General features: G+C 73.0%; 17 protein-coding genes. 13 read left to right on the forward strand and 4 right to left on the reverse strand.

Translation table 11 applies throughout. The annotated features are described in order from the left end of the window. Nucleotides 1-5: 5 nt before the first annotated feature. Nucleotides 6-2,570 (reverse strand): sodium-translocating pyrophosphatase, encoded by a 2,565-nt coding sequence (locus tag VR894_RS00320; protein ID WP_324649302.1) that lies wholly within the window; start codon nucleotides 2,568-2,570, stop codon nucleotides 6-8. Nucleotides 2,571-2,771: 201 nt separating this feature from the next. Here VR894_RS00320 and VR894_RS00325 point away from each other — a divergent pair, with 201 nt between their 5' ends. Genes VR894_RS00325 through VR894_RS00335 form a run of 3 tightly spaced genes read left to right on the forward strand, consistent with a single transcriptional unit; the run spans nucleotide 2,772 to nucleotide 7,287 of the window. Then, nucleotides 2,772-3,692: an SDR family oxidoreductase gene (locus VR894_RS00325; protein ID WP_324649303.1), complete on the forward strand. Its 921-nt coding sequence runs from the start codon at nucleotides 2,772-2,774 to the stop codon at nucleotides 3,690-3,692. A 25-nt stretch (nucleotides 3,693-3,717) separates the two neighbouring features. After that, a complete protein-coding gene (locus VR894_RS00330) occupies nucleotides 3,718-6,048 on the forward strand; it encodes a glycoside hydrolase family 65 protein (protein WP_324649304.1) in 2,331 nt (776 codons plus the stop codon). A 33-nt stretch (nucleotides 6,049-6,081) separates the two neighbouring features. After that, nucleotides 6,082-7,287 carry an MFS transporter gene (locus VR894_RS00335; RefSeq protein ID WP_324649305.1) on the forward strand — a complete coding sequence of 402 codons (1,206 nt, stop codon included), beginning with the start codon at nucleotides 6,082-6,084 and terminating at the stop codon, nucleotides 7,285-7,287. Nucleotides 7,288-7,289: 2 nt separating this feature from the next. Here the strand turns inward: VR894_RS00335 and VR894_RS00340 are convergent, their stop codons facing one another. After that, nucleotides 7,290-7,925: a maleylpyruvate isomerase family mycothiol-dependent enzyme gene (locus VR894_RS00340; RefSeq protein WP_324649306.1), complete on the reverse strand. Its 636-nt coding sequence runs from the start codon at nucleotides 7,923-7,925 to the stop codon at nucleotides 7,290-7,292. 144 nt (nucleotides 7,926-8,069) lie between these two features. Between VR894_RS00340 and VR894_RS00345 the strand changes: the two genes are divergently transcribed. After that, nucleotides 8,070-8,207 carry a hypothetical protein gene (locus VR894_RS00345; RefSeq protein ID WP_324649307.1) on the forward strand — a complete coding sequence of 46 codons (138 nt, stop codon included), beginning with the start codon at nucleotides 8,070-8,072 and terminating at the stop codon, nucleotides 8,205-8,207. A gap of 10 nt (nucleotides 8,208-8,217) precedes the next feature. On the opposite strand, the gene VR894_RS00350 is transcribed toward VR894_RS00345, so the two are convergent. Beyond that, on the reverse strand, nucleotides 8,218-8,775 hold the full coding sequence (locus VR894_RS00350) for a hypothetical protein (RefSeq protein ID WP_324649308.1): 558 nt from the start codon (nucleotides 8,773-8,775) through the stop codon (nucleotides 8,218-8,220). 212 nt (nucleotides 8,776-8,987) lie between these two features. On the opposite strand from VR894_RS00350, the gene VR894_RS00355 reads away from it, so the two are divergent. The 4 genes from VR894_RS00355 to VR894_RS00370 all read left to right on the forward strand — a co-directional run bounded on the left by VR894_RS00355 (nucleotide 8,988) and on the right by VR894_RS00370 (nucleotide 13,068). Next, entirely contained in the window at nucleotides 8,988-10,016 is a 1,029-nt protein-coding gene (locus VR894_RS00355) for an FAD-dependent monooxygenase (RefSeq protein WP_324649309.1), read from the forward strand. A 53-nt stretch (nucleotides 10,017-10,069) separates the two neighbouring features. Further along, the gene (locus VR894_RS00360; protein WP_324649310.1) at nucleotides 10,070-11,290 is read left to right on the forward strand and encodes a sensor histidine kinase; all 1,221 of its coding nucleotides are present in this window, start codon (nucleotides 10,070-10,072) and stop codon (nucleotides 11,288-11,290) included. After that, nucleotides 11,287-11,955 carry a response regulator transcription factor gene (locus VR894_RS00365; protein ID WP_324649311.1) on the forward strand — a complete coding sequence of 223 codons (669 nt, stop codon included), beginning with the start codon at nucleotides 11,287-11,289 and terminating at the stop codon, nucleotides 11,953-11,955. The genes VR894_RS00360 and VR894_RS00365 overlap by 4 nt, the downstream gene beginning before the upstream one ends. A 90-nt stretch (nucleotides 11,956-12,045) precedes the next feature. Next, nucleotides 12,046-13,068 (forward strand): hypothetical protein, encoded by a 1,023-nt coding sequence (locus VR894_RS00370; protein ID WP_324649312.1) that lies wholly within the window; start codon nucleotides 12,046-12,048, stop codon nucleotides 13,066-13,068. An 11-nt stretch (nucleotides 13,069-13,079) separates the two neighbouring features. Here the strand turns inward: VR894_RS00370 and VR894_RS00375 are convergent, their stop codons facing one another. Then, nucleotides 13,080-13,466: a hypothetical protein gene (locus tag VR894_RS00375; RefSeq protein WP_324649313.1), complete on the reverse strand. Its 387-nt coding sequence runs from the start codon at nucleotides 13,464-13,466 to the stop codon at nucleotides 13,080-13,082. Nucleotides 13,467-13,567: 101 nt separating this feature from the next. Here VR894_RS00375 and VR894_RS00380 point away from each other — a divergent pair, with 101 nt between their 5' ends. From VR894_RS00380 to VR894_RS00400, 5 genes are all read left to right on the forward strand, one after another. After that, entirely contained in the window at nucleotides 13,568-14,464 is an 897-nt protein-coding gene (locus VR894_RS00380) for an aminoglycoside phosphotransferase family protein (RefSeq protein ID WP_324649314.1), read from the forward strand. Between the two features lie 44 nt (nucleotides 14,465-14,508). Continuing rightward, the gene (locus VR894_RS00385) at nucleotides 14,509-14,718 is read left to right on the forward strand and encodes a dodecin (RefSeq protein ID WP_324649315.1); all 210 of its coding nucleotides are present in this window, start codon (nucleotides 14,509-14,511) and stop codon (nucleotides 14,716-14,718) included. 85 nt (nucleotides 14,719-14,803) lie between these two features. Continuing rightward, nucleotides 14,804-15,418, forward strand: coding sequence for a dihydrofolate reductase family protein (locus VR894_RS00390; RefSeq protein ID WP_324649316.1), 615 nt, complete (start codon nucleotides 14,804-14,806; stop codon nucleotides 15,416-15,418). Nucleotides 15,419-15,632: 214 nt separating this feature from the next. Next, nucleotides 15,633-16,820 carry a hypothetical protein gene (locus VR894_RS00395; protein ID WP_324649317.1) on the forward strand — a complete coding sequence of 396 codons (1,188 nt, stop codon included), beginning with the start codon at nucleotides 15,633-15,635 and terminating at the stop codon, nucleotides 16,818-16,820. Nucleotides 16,821-16,991: 171 nt separating this feature from the next. Next, nucleotides 16,992-17,441 (forward strand): YdeI/OmpD-associated family protein, encoded by a 450-nt coding sequence (locus tag VR894_RS00400; RefSeq protein WP_324649318.1) that lies wholly within the window; start codon nucleotides 16,992-16,994, stop codon nucleotides 17,439-17,441. The last annotated feature ends 119 nt before the right edge of the window (nucleotides 17,442-17,560 follow it).

The following is a 17,560-nucleotide window of genomic DNA, read 5'->3' on the forward strand; positions in this document are numbered from 1 at the left end:
ACGGCTCACCTGCCCGGGACCGGGACGTCCTCGGTCAGCTCGAGGAGGTCCAGGTCGACGGTGTCCAGGGCCTCGCCGAGCTCGTCCGGCGGGGGCGGGACCTCCTCCAGCGCGGCGCCCTCGTCGGTCAGCGACCGGCCGATCCGCATGCCGTAGAAGGACCGGAGGACGAAGTACGTCGCCGCGGCGAAGAAGACGCCGGCGAGGACGAGGACCAGGGTGCGGTGCCCCTGCGCCGCGAGCGAGACGGCCAGCTCGACGGCGAGCAGCCCGAACAGGGTGGTGAACTTGATGACCGGGTTGAGCGCGACCGAGGACGTGTCCTTGTACGGGTCGCCGACGGTGTCCCCGACGACCGTCGCGTCGTGCAGGGCGGTGCCCTTGGCGTGCAGGTCGACCTCGACGATCTTCTTCGCGTTGTCCCAGGCGCCGCCGGCGTTGGCCATGAAGATCGCCTGGTAGAGCCCGAAGACGGCGATGGAGATGAGGTAGCCGATGAAGAAGTAGGGCTCGAGGAAGGCGAAGGAGAGGGTGGCGAAGAAGACGCCGAGGAACATGGTGAGCATGCCCTTCTGCGCGTACTGGGTGCAGATCTCCACCACCCTGCGGGAGTCCTCGTTGCTGGCGCGGGTGGCACCGGGCTCCAGCCGGATGGTCTGGCGGATGAACTCCAGCGCCCGGTAGGCGCCGGTGGTCACGGCCTGGATCGAGGCCCCGGTGAACCAGAAGATGACGGCCCCGCCCGCGACGAGCCCGAGGAGGAACGGTGGGTGCAGCAGCGAGAGGTTGCCCAGCCCCGTGGTGAGGCCGTCGGTGAGCGCCATGATGATGGAGAAGATCATCGTCGTGGCGCCGATGACGGCGGTGCCGATGAGCACCGGCTTGGCCGTCGCCTTGAAGGTGTTGCCGGCGCCGTCGTTCTCCTCGAGCATCTCCTTGGCCCGTTCCCAGCGGACGACGACGCCGAGGTCGCGCCGGATCTCCTCCTCCACACCGGGCAGGTCCTCGATCATGGACAGCTCGTAGACGCTCTGGGCGTTGTCGGTGACCGGCCCGTAGGAGTCCACGGCGATCGTCACGGGGCCGAGGGACAGGAGGCCGAAGGCGACGAGACCGAAGGCGAACACGGCCGGCGCCACCATGTGGGCGGCCAGGCCCTGCTCCGCCACGAGGTAGGCGCCGCCCATGAGTCCGACCACCGTCATCCCCAGCCAGTATGCGGAGAAGTTCCCGGCCACCAGCCCGGAGAGGATGTTGAGCGAGGCCCCACCCTGCCGCGAGCTCTTGACGACCTCGCGGACGTGGCGGGAGCGGGTCGAGGTGAAGACGCGGACGATGTCGGGGATGAGCGCACCGGCGAAGGTGCCGAGCGAGACGATGAGGGCGAGCTGCCACCACAGCGCACCGGCGCCGAGCGGGGCGAGGACCACCCAGCTGATCGCGAACGTCGCGGTGATGGAGAGCACCGAGGTGAGCCGCACGAGCGAGGTGAGCGGTCGCTCGAAGTCGAACCGGTCCGTGTGGGAGTACCGCGCTCGCACGGCCGCGTCGTTGAGGAGGTAGCTCAGCGCGGAGGTGAGGATCATCGTGATCCGCACCGCGAAGATCCACACGAGGAGGGCGGCCTGCATCCCCGGCTCCGTGACGGCCAGGAGGACGAAGGTGACGAGCGCGACACCGGTGACGCCGTAGGTCTCGAAGCCGTCGGCACTGGGTCCGACGGAGTCGCCGGCGTTGTCGCCGGTGCAGTCCGCGATGACACCGGGGTTGCGGGCGTCGTCCTCCTTGATCCGGAAGGCGATCTTCATGAGGTCGGAGCCGATGTCGGCGATCTTGGTGAAGATGCCACCGGCGATCCGCAGGGCAGCCGCGCCGAGCGACTCACCGATGGCGAAGCCGATGAAGCACGCCCCCGCGATGTCGCGAGGCAGGAGGAGGAGGATGACGAGCATCATCATGAGCTCGAGGCTGATGAGCACCATGCCGATCGACATGCCGGACATCATGGGGATGCGGTGCACCGGCAGCGGGCGCCCGCCGAGCGCGGCGAAGGCGGTGCGGGAGTTCGCCAGGGTGTTGACCCGGATCCCGAACCAGGCCACGGAGTACGAGCCGGCCATCCCGACGAGGCTGAAGGCGACGACGACGGCGACCCTGCCCCACGCCAGGTCCGCCAGCACCCCGAAGTAGACGATGATGACGGTGGCGATGAAGCTCCACAGCAGCAGCAGGAACCTGCCCTGCTGGACGAGGTAGGCCTTGCACGTGTCGTAGATGAGCGCGGCGACCTGCCCCATCGAGGGGTGGTCGGGCAGGCGGCGCAGTTGCAGGTAGACGACCGCGCCGAAGGCCATGCCCATGGCGCAGACGACGAGTCCGACCGCGAGGAGCGTGGTCCCGGCCATCCCACCGAGCACTGTCGTCGACGCGAGCTCCGGCAGGACGAGGTCGATCTCCCCGCGGCTCTCACCGGAGGCGTGGGCCGCCGCCGGGACCAGCACCGTCAGGAGGAGCGCCGCGACCGCGGTCAGGACGGTGGCACGGAGTACTGGGCGTCGGTTCCCGTTCATGGCAGACCTCGTCACCTCGGACCGACGGCGAGGTCGCCACTGCTGTGCGACGACTCTGCCGCTGTCGTCCCACGGTAGATCCGCGCGCGGCGCCCGCTCAGTGACCAAGGGCCCGGGTCGAGGAGTCCGCCGGGATGCGGGTCCGGTGATGGCTTCGCAGACTTGGACGGGCCCCACCACGCAGCAGCGAAGGAGAGACCTGTGGCTTCCGACGACGCCGACACCACCCGGACCGACCAGCTGACGTTCCAGAACCCGGTCACCCGCTACCCGGAGGTCACCCCGCCCGAGCAGACCCAGGAGGAGCCGGGTCTGCAGGCGGAGATCACGCCGCAGCCGGACATCGGGGAGTTCTCCTACCGGGGCACCGGCCGGCTCGAGGGTCGCAGGGCGCTGATCACCGGTGGCGACTCCGGCATCGGGGCAGCGGTCGCCGTCGCCTTCGCCCGGGAGGGGGCCGACGTCGCCATCAACTACCTGCCCGCCGAGGAGGAGGACGCGGCGAAGGTGGCCCGCATCATCACCGAGTCCGGGCGCCGCGCGCTGCAGCTGCCGGGCGACCTCACCGACCCGGCGGTGTGCCGCGAGATCGTCGAGCGCGCCGTCGCGGAGCTGGGCGGGTTGGACATCCTCGTCAACAACGCCGCCAAGCAGATCGCCAACGACAGTCTCGAGGAGACCCCCGACGAGCAGATCGTCGAGACCTTCCACGCGAACGTGCTCGCGATGTTCCGGGTGACCAAGGCCGCCGTCACGCACCTGCCGGCGGGCTCGACGATCATCAACACGACCTCGGTGCAGGCATACCAGCCGTCCCCGCCGCTGCTCGACTACGCCTCCACCAAGGCGGCGATCAACAACTTCTCCAAGGGGCTCGCCCAGGAGCTGGCTCCCCGGGGCATCCGGGTCAACGCCGTCGCGCCGGGCCCGTTCTGGACCCCGCTGCAGCCCTCGCACGGCCAGCCGACGGAGGACCTGCCCGAGTTCGGCAAGGCGACCCCGCTGGGACGCGCCGGCCAGCCCACCGAGTGTGCCCCGGCCTACGTGTTCCTCGCCTCGCCGGAGTCCAGCTACGTCGTCGGGGAGACGCTCGCCGTCACCGGCGGCTCGCCCACCCCGTGACTCCCCGGCGGCCCGCTGCACGGCGATGAGCGCACCCGACCTCGACGTCGCGCCCTGGACGGTGCGGGAGCCCCGCGTCGACCCGGACACGTTCGGTGCCGCGGAGGCGATCTTCAGCGTCTCCAACGGCTACGTCGGCATCCGCGGCACCCTGGACGAGGTCGACCCGCGCGTCGAGCGCGGCACCTTCCTCTCCGGGGTCTTCGAGACGCACCCGCTGGTCTACCCCGAGGGGGGTTACGGGCATCCCCGGGATGGACAGTCGATCGTCGCGGTGCCCGACGGCACGCCGGTGCAGCTGGTCGTCGACGGCGCCCCGCTCGACGTCCGGCAGGTGCGTGCCGAGCTCCACGAGCGGGTGCTCGACCTGCGCACCGGGACACTGGACCGGCTGATGCGGTGGCGGGCGCCCTCGGGGACGATGCTCGAGCTGCGCTCCCGCCGGCTGGTCTCGTTGACCGAGCGGTCGGTGTGCGCGATCAGCTACGAGGTGCGCGCGCTGGACGGGCCCGCCCACGTCGTCGTGCGCTCCGAGCTCGCGCTCGGCGTCCGTCCACCCGAGGTCGAGAGCGACGACCCCCGGGTCGCCGAGGCGCTGGACCGTCCCTTCGCGGTGCTCGCCTGCCACGCCGGGCCGACCGGCGGGACGCTGGCGGTGCGGACCAGACGCAGCGGGATCACGGTGGGCGCCTCCGTGGAGCACGACGTCGACGGCGCGACGGCGGTGGAGACCGAGAGCGAGGAGGACCGGGTGGTCACCACCGCCGTCGCCTCGCTCGACGCGGGCGGGTCCCTCACGCTCACCAAGACCCTCGGCTACACCTGGTCGCTGGACGCCACGGCCGACACGATGGTGGAGCGTGCCGTCGCCGTGGTGCGGTCGGGACGCGACGGCGGCTGGGAGCGGCTCCTCGGCGACCAGCGACGGGTCCTCGAGGAGTTCTGGTCGCGGGCCGACGTCGAGGTCGACGGCGACGACGAGCTGCAGCAGGCACTGCGGTACAACCTCTTCCAGCTCTTCTGCGCGTCCGCACAGATCAGCGGCGCACCGACCGGCGCGAAGGGGCTGACCGGCGCCGGGTACAACGGCCACACCTTCTGGGACATCGAGGGCTTCGTCCTGCCGCTCCTCACGCTGCTCGCTCCCGAGTCCGCCGCGCGGATGCTGCGCTGGCGGGCGTCGACCCTCGACGCGGCACGAGCGCGGGCCGACGTGCTGGGGTGGCTGGGCGCGACCTTCGCCTGGCGCACGATCGACGGTCAGGAGACGTCCGCGTACTGGCCGGCGAGCACCGCGGCCGTGCACGTCAACGCGGACGTCTCACGCGCCTTCTGGCTGTGGTCCAACGTCACCGGGCAGAGCCTGGACACCCTCGGTGGACGGGAGGTGCTCGTCGAGACCGCGCGGCTGTGGATGTCGATCGGGCACGAGGACGCCGACGGCGGTTGGCACCTGTTCGGAGTCACCGGGCCGGACGAGTACACGGGCGTCGTCGACGACAACGTCTTCACCAACCTCATGGCCCGGCGCAACCTCATCCGGGCCGCTGACGCGTGCGACTCCGCCCCCGAGGCCGCCCGCGCCATGGGGGTCACCGACGACGAGCTGGCGGCGTGGCGTGCGGCCGCCGACGCCGTCCACGTCCCGTGGGACGCGCACCGCGGCGTGCACCCCGCGAACGAGAACTTCACGGCGTACCGGGAGTGGCGCTTCGCCGACAAGACCGACTCCTACCCTGTGGAGGAGCACCAGCACTACGCCAAGTTCTACCGCCGCCAGGTCGTCAAGCAGGCCGACCTCGTCCTGGCGCTGTGGTGGTGCCGCGAGGACTTCACAGACGAGGAGGTCGCCGCGGACCTGGAGTACTACGAGGCCCGCACCGTGCGTGACTCCTCCCTGTCGGCAGCGGCGCAGGCAGTCGTCTGCGCGCAGGCTCAGCATCCGGACCTCGCCCTGCGCTACCTGCGGGAGGCCGCGCTCGTGGACCTGCGCGACGTCCAGGACGACACTGCCGAGGGCCTGCACCTCGCCTCCATCGCCGGTTCCTGGCTCGGTCTGGTCGCGGGACTCGGCGGTCTCCGTGAGGACGGCGACCTCCTCGAGCTCGCACCGCTCCTTCCCACCGGGATCACCCGGACGAGCTACCACGTGACCTGGCGGGGTGCGCTACTCCGGGTGGAGACGACGCGCGCGGGCACCGTGCTGACGCTGCTCGACGGCACCGGGCCCGTCGCCGTCGTCGTCGACGGCGCCCGGGTGGACGTCGGCACCGAGGCGGTCCGGGTGCCGCTGCGCGACCCGGCACCGCTGCGCGCCGAGCCCACGCAGCCCGAGGGGTGCGAGCCGCGGACCTGAGCCCGGTCGGCGGCGGGAGATACTGGGCGGGCAATGTCCCCACCGTCCTCACCTCGTCCAGCCCTGCCGCGGGAGATCTGGGTGCTCGCCGGGGCGGCGCTGCTCATCGCCCTCGGGTACGGACTGGTCGCGCCGGTCCTGCCGCAGTTCGCCCGCTCCTTCGACGTCTCCGTCGCCGCCGCCGCGTTCGTCGTCAGCGCGTTCTCGGTGTGCCGCCTGCTGTTCGCCCCCGCCGGCGGCGCGCTCGTCACCCGCCTCGGGGAGCGACGCATCTACCTCGCGGGGCTGCTCGTCGTGGCGGCCTCGAGCGTCGCCACGGCACTCGCGCAGAGCTACGGCCAGCTCATCGTCCTCCGCGGGCTCGGCGGCATCGGCTCCACGATGTTCACCGTCTCGGCCATGGGCCTCATCGTGAGGCTCGCGCCACCGACGGCGCGAGGGCGGGCCTCCTCGCTCTACGCGACGGCCTTCCTCGTCGGCAACATCGGGGGACCGGTCATCGGAGGGCTGCTCGCCGAGCTCGGGCTCCGGGTGCCGTTCTTCGTCTACGCCGGTGCCTTGCTGCTCGCCGCCGGCGTCGTGTGGCGGCTGCTCCCGGACGCGGGCGCGCGACCGGTCCGTGGCCGCGACGACGAGAGTCCCCCGATGCAGCTGGCCGAGGCACTGCGCGACAGCGCCTTCCGTGCGGCGCTCGTCTCCGGCTTCGCCAACGGCTGGTCGAACTTCGGGGTGCGGGTGGCGCTGCTGCCGCTGTTCGCGGCCGCGGCGCTCGACGCGGGGCCCTGGGCAGCGGGAGCCGCGCTCGCCGTCTTCGCCGTCGGGAACGCGCTGGCGCTGAACGTCGCCGGGCGCCAGGCCGACGTCCGCGGTCGGCGGCCCCTCGTCATGGCGGGACTGCTCGTCAACGGCGTCTTCACCGCGGCCCTCGGGCTCTCGGGGAACATCGTGGTGGTGCTCGTCGTCTCGGCCCTCGCCGGCATGGGGGCGGGTCTGCTCAACCCGGCCCAGCAGGCGACGGTCGCGGACGTCGTCGGCAACGACCGCAGCGGGGGCAAGGTGCTCGCCGGCTTCCAAATGGCCCAGGACGCCGGAGCGATCCTCGGCCCGGTCCTCGCCGGCGCGCTCGCGGACACGTTCGGCTTCGGTGTCGCCTTCGGGGTCTCGGGCGTCATCACGCTCCTGGCCGGTGGGGCCTGGCTCGTCGCCCGGGAGACGCTCGCCGACGGCCGTAGCGCGTGACGTCAGACGCTCTCGTGACGTGCCCGGGCCACGGCCTCGGCCACCGAGCGGCGCCCCGTGCACACGAGCAGGATCTGCGCCGCCGGGAGCAGGCACCGCGTCCCGCCCTGCCCGACCGTGACGTCCACGTCGCTGGCCTCGAGCCGGTAACCGGCCAGGTCGACGCCGAACCGGGCGAGCCTGTCGCGTGACTCCTCGACGACGACCGCGACCCGCTCCGGCGGTGACACGGGCGGCAGGCCGAGGGCGTCGGTGATGTCGAGCCCGTGGATGACGTCGTGGGCAAGTGAGCCGACGGGGCCACCCCCGGGCGGTGTCCACGCGTGGTCGATGTTGGCCCACAGGCTCGCGAGGACTCCCTCCCGCCCCAGCTCGGCGAGGTCCTCCCTGGCGATCCGGTCGAGGGCGCGGTCGACCGTGCACCGCGCCCGGAGGAGCTCGCGTCCGAGCCGGGTGGCCGTCACCCGGAACGGCATGGTGAGGTGTGCGGCGACGTGCCCGACGGTCCAGCCGCGGCACAGCGACGGGGACTGCCACTGCGTCTCGGTGAGGTCGGTGAGGAGCTGCGCCATCGCGGTGCGCTGGGCGCGCGTGTGCGCCATGAGCGCCGCAGGTGACTTCACCTGGAGGCCGGGCATGGGTGTCTCCTTCGGGGGCGTCGACCAGCACCCGTACCGACCGGGGACGAGGGCGATTCTCATCGCCCCGCCGCGAAGTCCCTCGGGTGTCGATGACGGTGCCCGCATCAGGTCGAGGCACTGCCCGATGACGGTGCGGCGGATGTGGCACGAGTCGTCCGGTGGGCGACTGCACGGGGTGTCGGGGCCACTGAGGCGGTGCACGTGCCGGAGAACACCCCCGGGTACGTCGAGGCGGCGGAGGACACCGAGCTGGTCAGGCTCTCGGTGCCGGGGCCGTGAGCACCCGGACCTACGGGGCCACGGGGTACTCGCCGACCACCAGGGTGAGGACGGCCAGTCCGTCCACCGTGCCGGTGACCCCCGGGAGGTCGGCGCTGTCGGGGACGTCCTCCCGGTCGAGCGCGACGACGACCCGGAAGGCGTTGTAGTCGTCGGTGCACCCGTCGCCCCCGCGCATGTCCTCCGCCCGCGTGACGTCGACCGTGCCGGCGCCGTCGTGGTCGACGTCCCTCACCCATCCCGGGCAGCTGCCGGACTGGCCCGAGGAGTAGAGGGCCACGACCTGCTCCGCGAAGTCGACGTCTCCGAGCTCGCCGAACACGCCGGCCTCGAGGGGTGTGCCCTCACGCCTCGGGAGGTCCGCGGGGACGTTCTCCTCCCACAGGGCTCGCGCGGTGGCGTCGTCGTAGGCGATCTCGAGGACCGCGAACGCGTCCTCCTCGAGGCCGGGGCGCCACCCCTCGACCTTCGCGAGGGTCTGGACGGACGGGCCGAGCGTCGGCCACGAGCAGCCGGTGAGGAGCAGCAGGCCGGTCAGCAGGATGATCGTCGTGCGGGTCGCTCGCATCGGTGCCTCCTCGCTGTGGGTCGAGCGTACGCGCCCGTGCGCGCACCGTGCTGCGACCCGGAGATCGCTTGCGGCTGACGGCGCGGGACACCCACCGTCGGCTGTGCGCGGCGCGGGACGCGACCGCGGACGACGACTGCTGACGGCTGTGCGCGGCGCGGGCACCGGCGTAGCGTCCTCCTGGTCCCGACCCATGTGACCGAGGAGGCGCCGTGCGCGGAGCTGCCGTCGTCGTCGGAGGCGGCATCGCCGGCCTCGCGGTCGCTCGTGGACTCCTGTCCGCGGGATGGGCGGTGGAGGTGCGCGAGCGCTCGGCCGCCCACCCCACCAGCGGGACCGCCCTGGGCATGTGGCCCGAGGCGATGCTCGCGCTCGACCGGCTCGGGGCCGGCGAGACGGTCCGGGCCGCGTCCGTCGAGCAGCGCGGTGGACGCATCCTGCGCCCCGACGGCCGGGAGATCGCCCGCATCTCCACCCGCCGCGGCGCCCGTCTCGTCTCGCGGCCCCACCTGCTCACGGCCCTTCGCGGGGGCCTGCCACCCGGGACGCTGCGGTGGGACACGCCCGTCCGGGATGCGCGCGAGCTGCGCGGCGTGGACCTCGTCGTCGCTGCCGACGGCGTCCACAGCACGGTCCGCACCGCCCTGTTCGGAGTCGCGCCCCGTCCGCTGGGGACCGTCGCCTTCCGTGGGACGGTGCCGGGTGAGGTCGGCGGTGTCACCGAGACGTGGGGGCGCTCACGCCTCTTCGGGATCACGCCGCAGCACGGCGGCAGGACCAACTGGTTCGCCGCCGTCCGTTCGTCCGTCCTCACCGAGCTCGGCCGGGATGCCGGCGAGGTCGCCGTGCTGCGGGCGCTCTACGGGAGCTGGCACCGCGAGGTCCGGGCCGTGCTCGACGCGCTCGACGGCGAGGCCGTCGACGAGCGCCGCCTCCTCGACCTGCCCCCGCTCACGTCCTACGTGAGCGGCAACGTCGCCCTCGTCGGTGACGCCGCGCACGCCATGGCGCCCAACCTCGGGCGAGGCGCGTGCGAGAGCCTGCTCGACGCCGTCGCCCTGACGGAGGCGGTCGCCGACGCCACCGACCTGCCCGCCGCGCTGCACCGGTACGACGTGCGGCGCCGGCGGTCCGCGAACCGGACCGTCCGCCTCGCTCGCCTCCTCAACCGGATGAGCACCGTCGAACGCCTCGCCCCGGCGCGTGACGTCGTCGTCTCCACGGGCGCCCGGCTCGGCTGACGCGCACCCACAGTGCCCACGGTGGTGGCGTGCCCTGCTGGCACACTGCCGTCATGGCCCTGCCCGCGCCCCTGCGGCCCCTGGCGAGCGCAGCGACGTTGCGCTGTGGGGTCCACCTCGTCGTCGGCGGCGTCGTGGCCGCTGCCTACGGGCTGCTCGCCACGGGCTTCGCGCAGATGTACCGCGACCCGCAGATCTCGGTGCCGGTGGTCACCGCGCTCGTCGTCGTCACGGCCGGGATCGTCCTCCTGCCCCCGTTCCTCCACCCGGTCCGGCTGCTCGAGGCCACCGCGGCCAGGACCCTGCTCGACGTCGACCTCCCGCAGGACCCGGGACGTGGAGTGGGCGCCACCGCACGCGGCGCGGCGTGGTTCGTGCTCCACCTGGCGGCCGGTACCGTCGCGACGCTCGCGCTCCTCGTCGCGATCCCGCTCGCCGTCAGCCTCGTCGCCTGGCACCTGGGCGCGACGCGGCTGGACGGCGCCCTCGGCCCGCTCATCGACGTGCCCGCGGTGCTCGCGGTCGTGCTGGCGGCTCTCCTCGTGCTCGTGCCGCCCTACGTCATGTGGGGACTGCGCGCACTGCTCCGAGCCTGCGCCGCTCCCTTGCTCGGCCCGTCACCCCGGGAGCGGATCGCCCGCCTCGAGGCGGACAAGCGCGAGCTCGCCGCTCGCAACGCCCTCGCCCGCGACCTCCACGACAGCGTGGGCCACGCACTCACCGTGACGACCCTCCAGGCCGCGGCGGCGCAGCGCGCCCTGGACCGCGACCCCGAGTTCGTCCGGTCCGCGCTCGCGGCGATCGCCGCGACCGGCCGGGGCGCCGTCGCCGAGCTCGACAGGGTGCTGGGCGCACTGCGGACGGAAGGACCGCCGCCACCCTCCGCGGCGGCTGCCCGGGACCGCACCCTGGACGACGTCCCCGCACTCGTCGAGGAGGTACGGGCCGCCGGCGTCGAGATCTCCGTGCTCCCCGCGGACGTCCCGGACGCCGTCCCGGGCACCGTGTCGCGCGCGGCGTACGCGATCCTGCGTGAGGGGCTGACCAACGCGCTGCGCCACGGGGCGGGACCCGTCGAGATCGCCGTGGCGCAGGAGGCGGACGGGCTCTCGCTCGGCGTCACCAACGCGCTCGCCGGTGAGACCCGAGGCCGGACGGGCCGGGGCCTGACCGGCATGCGTGAGCGAGCAGAGGTGCTCGGTGGCTCGTTGACGTGGGACGACGAGGACGGGTGGTGGCGCCTTCGTGGTCACCTCCCGCTGGAACCGTCATGACGGTGCGGGTACTCCTCGTCGACGACGAGGCGCTGGTGCGCAGCGGCCTGCGGGTCATCGTCGACGGCGAGCCCGACCTCGAGGTGGTCGGCGAGGTCGCCGACGGTGCGGACGTCCCGCACGCCGTCGCCGCGACCCGGCCCGACGTCGTCCTCATGGACGTCCGCATGCCGGGGCTCGACGGCATCTCGGCCACCCGCGCCCTGCTCACCCGGTCGGACCGGGCGGGCACGCGCCCGCCGCGGGTCCTCGTCGTCACCACCTTCGAGAACGACGACTACGTGCTCGAGGCGCTGCGGGCAGGGGCCGCGGGCTTCGTGCTCAAGCGGTCCCACCCCGACCAGCTGCTCCACGCGATCCGGATCGTCGCCCGTGGTGACGCCCTGCTCTTCCCCGACGCGCTGCGCCGGCTGGTCGCCGCGGCGCCGGGCCGCACCGGTGACGACCGCGTCGGACGGGCCGGGCTCACCGCGCGTGAGGCGGAGGTCCTGCGGCTCATGGCGGCCGGCCGCTCGAACTCCGAGATCGGGGCCGAGCTCTTCCTGGGCCGCGAGACGGTCAAGACCCACGTCGGGAACCTCCTCGCCAAGCTCGGCGTCCGCGACCGCACCCAGGCCGTCGTGCTGGCCTACGAGTCGGGATTCGTCCGGCCCGGGCGGGGCTGAGGCGGCGCTCCCTCGCCCGGGGGAGTGCCGACGGGCGCGTTCCCCCCGGCAGGGGATCCGCGGCTGCTCGACGGCGAGCACCGTGGAGGGATGCGCACCACCATCACAGCCGCCCTGTACTGGACCCTCGTCGCTCTCGGCTCCCTGGCCGTGGTCGTCGCGGGGGTCGACCTCGCCGTTGCCGACCGGCACCCCGTCCCCGAGCACACCCTCGCGGGGGTGCTGCCGCGGTCGGTCTTCCTCGTCGTCGTCGCGGGGCTCGCCCTCGTCCTCGCCGCCACCGCCGCGCTCATGGCGGATGCCGACCGGGAGAGGGCCACAGCCGCACGACGTGTGCTCATCGTCCCCGGTGCCGTCGCCGCGGTTACCGCCGTGCTGCTGACCCTCAGCACGGAGCTCCTCGCGCTCATCGGCTACCTGCCACTCCTCCTCGTCCTCGCGCCGTTCGACGACGAGATCCGGGGGAGTCTGGTCGCCGCGCTCGACGTCGGGGTCCTGGTCGAGGCGCTCGTCGTCCTCGGCGTCCTGCTGTGGGGCGGTGCGGTGCGCCAGTACCTCCGCGGCCGGCCCGTCCGGGTCCCCGCCTGGGCGCGTCCCGAGGCAGCGGCGCGCTGGGGCCGCGCCGCCGTCGTCGTCGCCGTCGTCCCGCCCGTCGCCTACGCCCTCACGCGCTACACCTGGATGGTCCACCCGCTCGGCTTCGACCGCGCCGACTGGGAGGTGGCACGCAGCTCCGGGCAGCTGCTCGCCGGGGTCTGGCTCGGCACCTTCGCGCTGATCGGGGCCGTGCTCACGCTCGGACTGGTTCAGCGGTGGGGCGAGGTCTTCCCGCGGTGGGTGCCCAGGCTGGCCGGTCGGCCGGTCCCGGTGGCCGCAGCGGTGGTCCCTGCGGGGCTCGTCGCGGCCGTGCTCGTCCCCGCCGGTCTCTCGATGATCCGCCAGGTGCTCGGCGAGGCCGCCCAAATCGACGCCATCGCCGACTGGGCCGCCTTCGGACCGACCTTCCTGTGGCCGCTGTGGGGTGTGGCCCTGGCGGTGGCGGCCCTGGGGTACGCGCTGCGCCGTCGAGGCGAGCATGTGGCCACGAGTCCCTCCGAGACGCTCCCCGGCTAGCGGCGCGCCGTTCAGCCGTCCGTCCGGTCACGCAACCACTGCCGGAGCAGCGCGGTGAACCTCTCCGGCTGCTCCAGGCTCGGCAGGTGGGCGACGTCCTCCCACGTCATCGCCGGGGTATCCGGGATCTCGGCGGCGACCCGGGCCGCAGCGTCGGTCGTCGTCTCGAGGTCGTGCCCGCCCACGAGCAGGAGAGTCGGGGCCAGCACCTCGCCGGGCCGTTCCAGGGCCGGCGGGTCGAGCTCGAGCTCCTCGAGGTCGCCGAGCATCTCGGCCACCTCGAACGCACGCCGCTGCATGCGTCTGACGTCCTCGGCGACGCCGGCGTGCAGGAAGAGCACCGCCGGACGCGCGCCCGCGGTCAGGTCGTAGGCGATGCCGGACCTCGTGACGGGCACGGGTGCCCTCCTTCGGCGGTGGTGGGGTGTGCATCGAACCGTCTCCCCGGACCTCCCGGCAAGTGCCGGCCACGCGGCCACCCACGGATAGCCTGCACGCCATGCCAGACACGCCGGCTGCCGAGGTCGACGTCGGTGAGGACCTCGTCCGGCGGCTGCTCGTGGACCAGCACCCCGACCTCGCCCGCCTGCCGCTCCGGCCGAAGAGCAACGGCTGGGACAACACGGTGTGGCGACTCGGTGACCACCTGGCCGTGCGGCTCCCGCGTCGGACCGTCGCGGCGCGGCTCGTCGAGAAGGAGCAGCGGTGGCTCCCGACCCTCGCCGAGCGGGTGGGCGCGGTGTCGGACGTCGTGCTCCCCGTGCCCGTCCGGGTCGGGCGGCCGGCGGCCGGGTACCCGTGGCCGTGGTCCGTCGTCCCCTGGGTCGCCGGCCGGTCCGCCGCGACCGTCGCACCCGCGGCCCGCACCGGACTCGCCGACGCGGTCGCCGTCGTCGTCCGCGCCCTCCACGTGCCCGCCCCGCCCGACGCACCGGACAACCCGGTGCGCTCCATGCCGCTGGCCGGCAGGGACGACGCCGTGCGGGGACGGCTCGCGGCGGCGAGCCTGCCACGCCGGGACGAGGTGGGTGCGCTGTGGGGCGAGCTGTCCACCACCTCCCCCTGGGAAGGACCGGCGACGTGGATCCACGGGGACCTGCACCCGCACAACCTCGTCGTCGACGACGACGGCGCGCTGGCGGCGGTCATCGACTTCGGGGACCTCACCGCCGGTGACCCGGCCACCGACCTCGCCACCGCCTGGATGACGTTCGACGCCGTCGGACGGGCGCGGTTCCGCACCCTGCTCGCGAACCGTTACGACGAGGCGACGTGGCGGCGCGCCAAGGGCTGGGCGTTGAGCATCGCCACCGCCATGGTCGTGATGTCCGACGACGACGAGGTCATCCGCGCCATCGGGCGACACACCCTCGACGAGGTGCTCGGCGACGAGTGAGCCCGGGACTCGACGCCGGGTGTGATCTGCGTCACGATAGGGTCATGGATGACAACGTGTACCGCGTGACGGAGATCGTCGGCACCTCCTCGGAGGGTGTCGACCAGGCGATTCGCAACGGCGTCGAGCGAGCGTCGCAGAGCCTGAGGAACCTCGACTGGTTCGAGGTGACCGAGATCAGGGGACACATCGAGGAGGGTGCGGTCCGGCACGTGCAGGTCGGTCTCAAGGTCGGGTTCCGCCTCGAGGAGTAGCTCGCGGGCAGCGCGGTCGATGATGTTCCGGCGTGGGCGAGGTCCATAGGCGTGCCCATCACCACTGACCGGAAAGGTGCGCACCATGGCACGGATCGTCTCGACGCTGTTCATCTCGGCCGACGGAGTGGCCGAGGTGGATCCCGACTGGCACTTCCCGTACTTCGACGAGCACATGGGGCGTGCGGTCGACGAGGACTACAGCGGCTGCGACGTCCTGCTCCTCGGTCGCGAGACGTACGACAGCTTCGCCGGGGCGTGGCCCGAGCGCGAGACCGCGGGCGAGGAGGACGCGTCGTTCGCCAAGCAGCTCGGTGACACGCGCAAGGTCGTCGTCTCACGTCAGCCCCTCGAGTTCTCCTGGCGGAACTCCGAGCTGCTCGAGGGCGAGCTCGTCCCCGCCGTCACGGCGCTCGGGGCGGACCGGGGCATCTCGAAGGTGCTCATCCCGGGATCGATCTCCGTGGTCCAGCAGCTGCTCCACGCCGGCCTGGTCGACGAGCTGCACCTGCTCGTCCACCCGGTCGCCGCACGCAAGGGCCGCAGGCTGTTCGACGACGGCGCGACGCCCTACCACCTCCAGGTGCTGTCGACCGAGGTGTTCCCGACGGGTGTCATCCGGGTGGTCTACGCGCCGACGAGCGCGCCGGGCACGGTCGGCTACGACGACGCCAAGGACCACCTGCCGGCCGACGTCTAGGGCGGACGAGCGGACGGGGCCGTCGGCCCGACGTCCTCAGGCCTTCCGCAGGCGATGTGCGCGGTCATACCATGGCGTCCGTGGGCCCGTGCCCATCGGAGGGCCGCGGCCACCTCAACTGAGAGGGGAAGCGGCGATGCGCTCCTCGACAGGTCAGACGACCACATCCCATCTCGTAGCCGCCACCGTCGTCGTGCTTCTCGGCGCGGTCGGCATGACGGGCACGGCTCACGCCAAGGGCGGCGAGATCGGCGGCTCGGGTCGCGAGTACTTCCTCAACGACGCCCTGTCCGGCACGGCCAACCACCACCTCTTCTTCGGACGGCCGGGCGACCGCGCGTACTCGGGTGACTGGGACGGCGACGGTGTCGACTCCCTCGCGGTGCGCCGTGGGAACCAGTACTACCTCCACGACTCCCACTCGGGCGGTCCGGCGGATCACACCGTCGCGTACGGGCGCGCGGATGACGAGGTCCTCGTCGGTGACTGGGACGGCGACGGTATGGACACCCTCGCCGTGCGCCGCGGGAACCTCTACCTGGTGAGCAACAGCCTGAGCGGTGGCAGCGCCGACCACACGTTCGCCTACGGCACCGCCAACGACGTCACCCTGGTGGGGGACTGGGACGGCGACGGCATGGACTCCCTCGCCGTGCGGCGCGGCAACCACTACTACGTGTCGAACGCGACCAGCTCCGGACCCGCCGAGCACGTCCTGGCCTACGGGCACGTCTCCGACAGGGTCCTCGTCGGCGACTGGGACGGGGACTCCGACGACTCCCTGGCGGTGCGCCGCGGTGCGCTCTACCTGTTCAAGGACACGCTGGGCGGCGGGCCGGCCGACCGTCAGGCCGTGTTCGGCCGGGAGGGCGATGCGGTCTTCGTCGGGGACTGGGACGGTGACACGGTCGACACCCTCGGTGTGCGGCGTGGCACCTGCCCGGCCCTCGGGACGACCTCGAACCAGGCCTCCGGGAGCAACCCGCTGCGCAACCTCAGCACCGTCACCGGCGACTCGATGAGGGTCGGCAGCGCGGCGTGCTACGAGCGGGTGGTGCTCGAGTTCAACGGTGCGGGCCCGGTCCCCGGCTGGCAGGCGGCCTATGTCGACCTCGTCCGCAACGAGGAGACGGGGGAGGGGGTCCACCCGCCGTTCACCGGAGGGGCCTTCATCCACATCCACTACGCCGCGTGGGAGACGGGGGAGCCCGCGGGGGAGCCGCCGTTTTCCGGGCCGCGGCGCATCGTGCCGGACGGCTTCCGTGCACTCCGCGAGGCCCGCCTGCTCGGCGGGTTCGAGGGGATCAGTGACATCGGCATCGGGCTCGACCAGGTCCGGCCCTACCGCGTGACGTGGCTGCGGGACCCGGTGCGGATGGTGGTGGACATCTACACGGGGTAGCGCGCGGTCCCCTCGCGGGCGCTCGCGCCGTTCGGGCGACGACGCGCTGGTGCCCGCGAGGCCCTCGCCCCGGGCGGCGGGCGTACGCGTCCACGCCTGCCGTACCGTTCCTCGACGTCGCCCGTCGGTGAGAGCATCCGGCGTCACCACATCCCCGATGGAGGAGTCGCCATGGTCAGCTTCCGAACCACGCTCTGGGCGGCCGGAGGCAACAACGTCGGCATCGTCGTGCCCGAGGAGATCGTTCTCGGGTTCGGCCGCGGCAAGCGCGTCCCCGTCGTCGTCACCATCGACGGCGGGTACACCTACCGCACCACGATCGCCTCGATGGGGGGCCGGTTCCTCATCTCGTTCAACGCCCAGACCCGCGCCGCCACCGGTCGCGCCGCCGGTGACGAGGTCGAGGTGACCCTCGAGGTCGACGACGCACCCCGCACCGTCGACCCGCCCGCGGAGCTGGCCGCGGCACTCGACGCGAGCCCGGTGGCGGCTGCTGCCTGGGCGCGCCTGTCCTACAGCAAGCAGCGTGCCCACGCGGAGGCCGTCGACGGGGCCAAGCACGAGGACACGCGGGCGCGCCGCGTGCAGAGCGTGATCGCCAGCCTGTCCGAGACCACGTGAGCGACGGACGAGCGGGTCGTGCCCGACCGCTGGTCGACGTCGCGGGAATAATCCGACGCCTGTGAGGTTGAGCCCAGTAGACTCAACTCTGGCCCCCTCGGTTTGACATCGAGCCGACG

It is taken from the genome of Georgenia sp. H159 (assembly GCF_035607575.1).
Lineage (GTDB): Bacteria > Actinomycetota > Actinomycetes > Actinomycetales > Actinomycetaceae > Oceanitalea.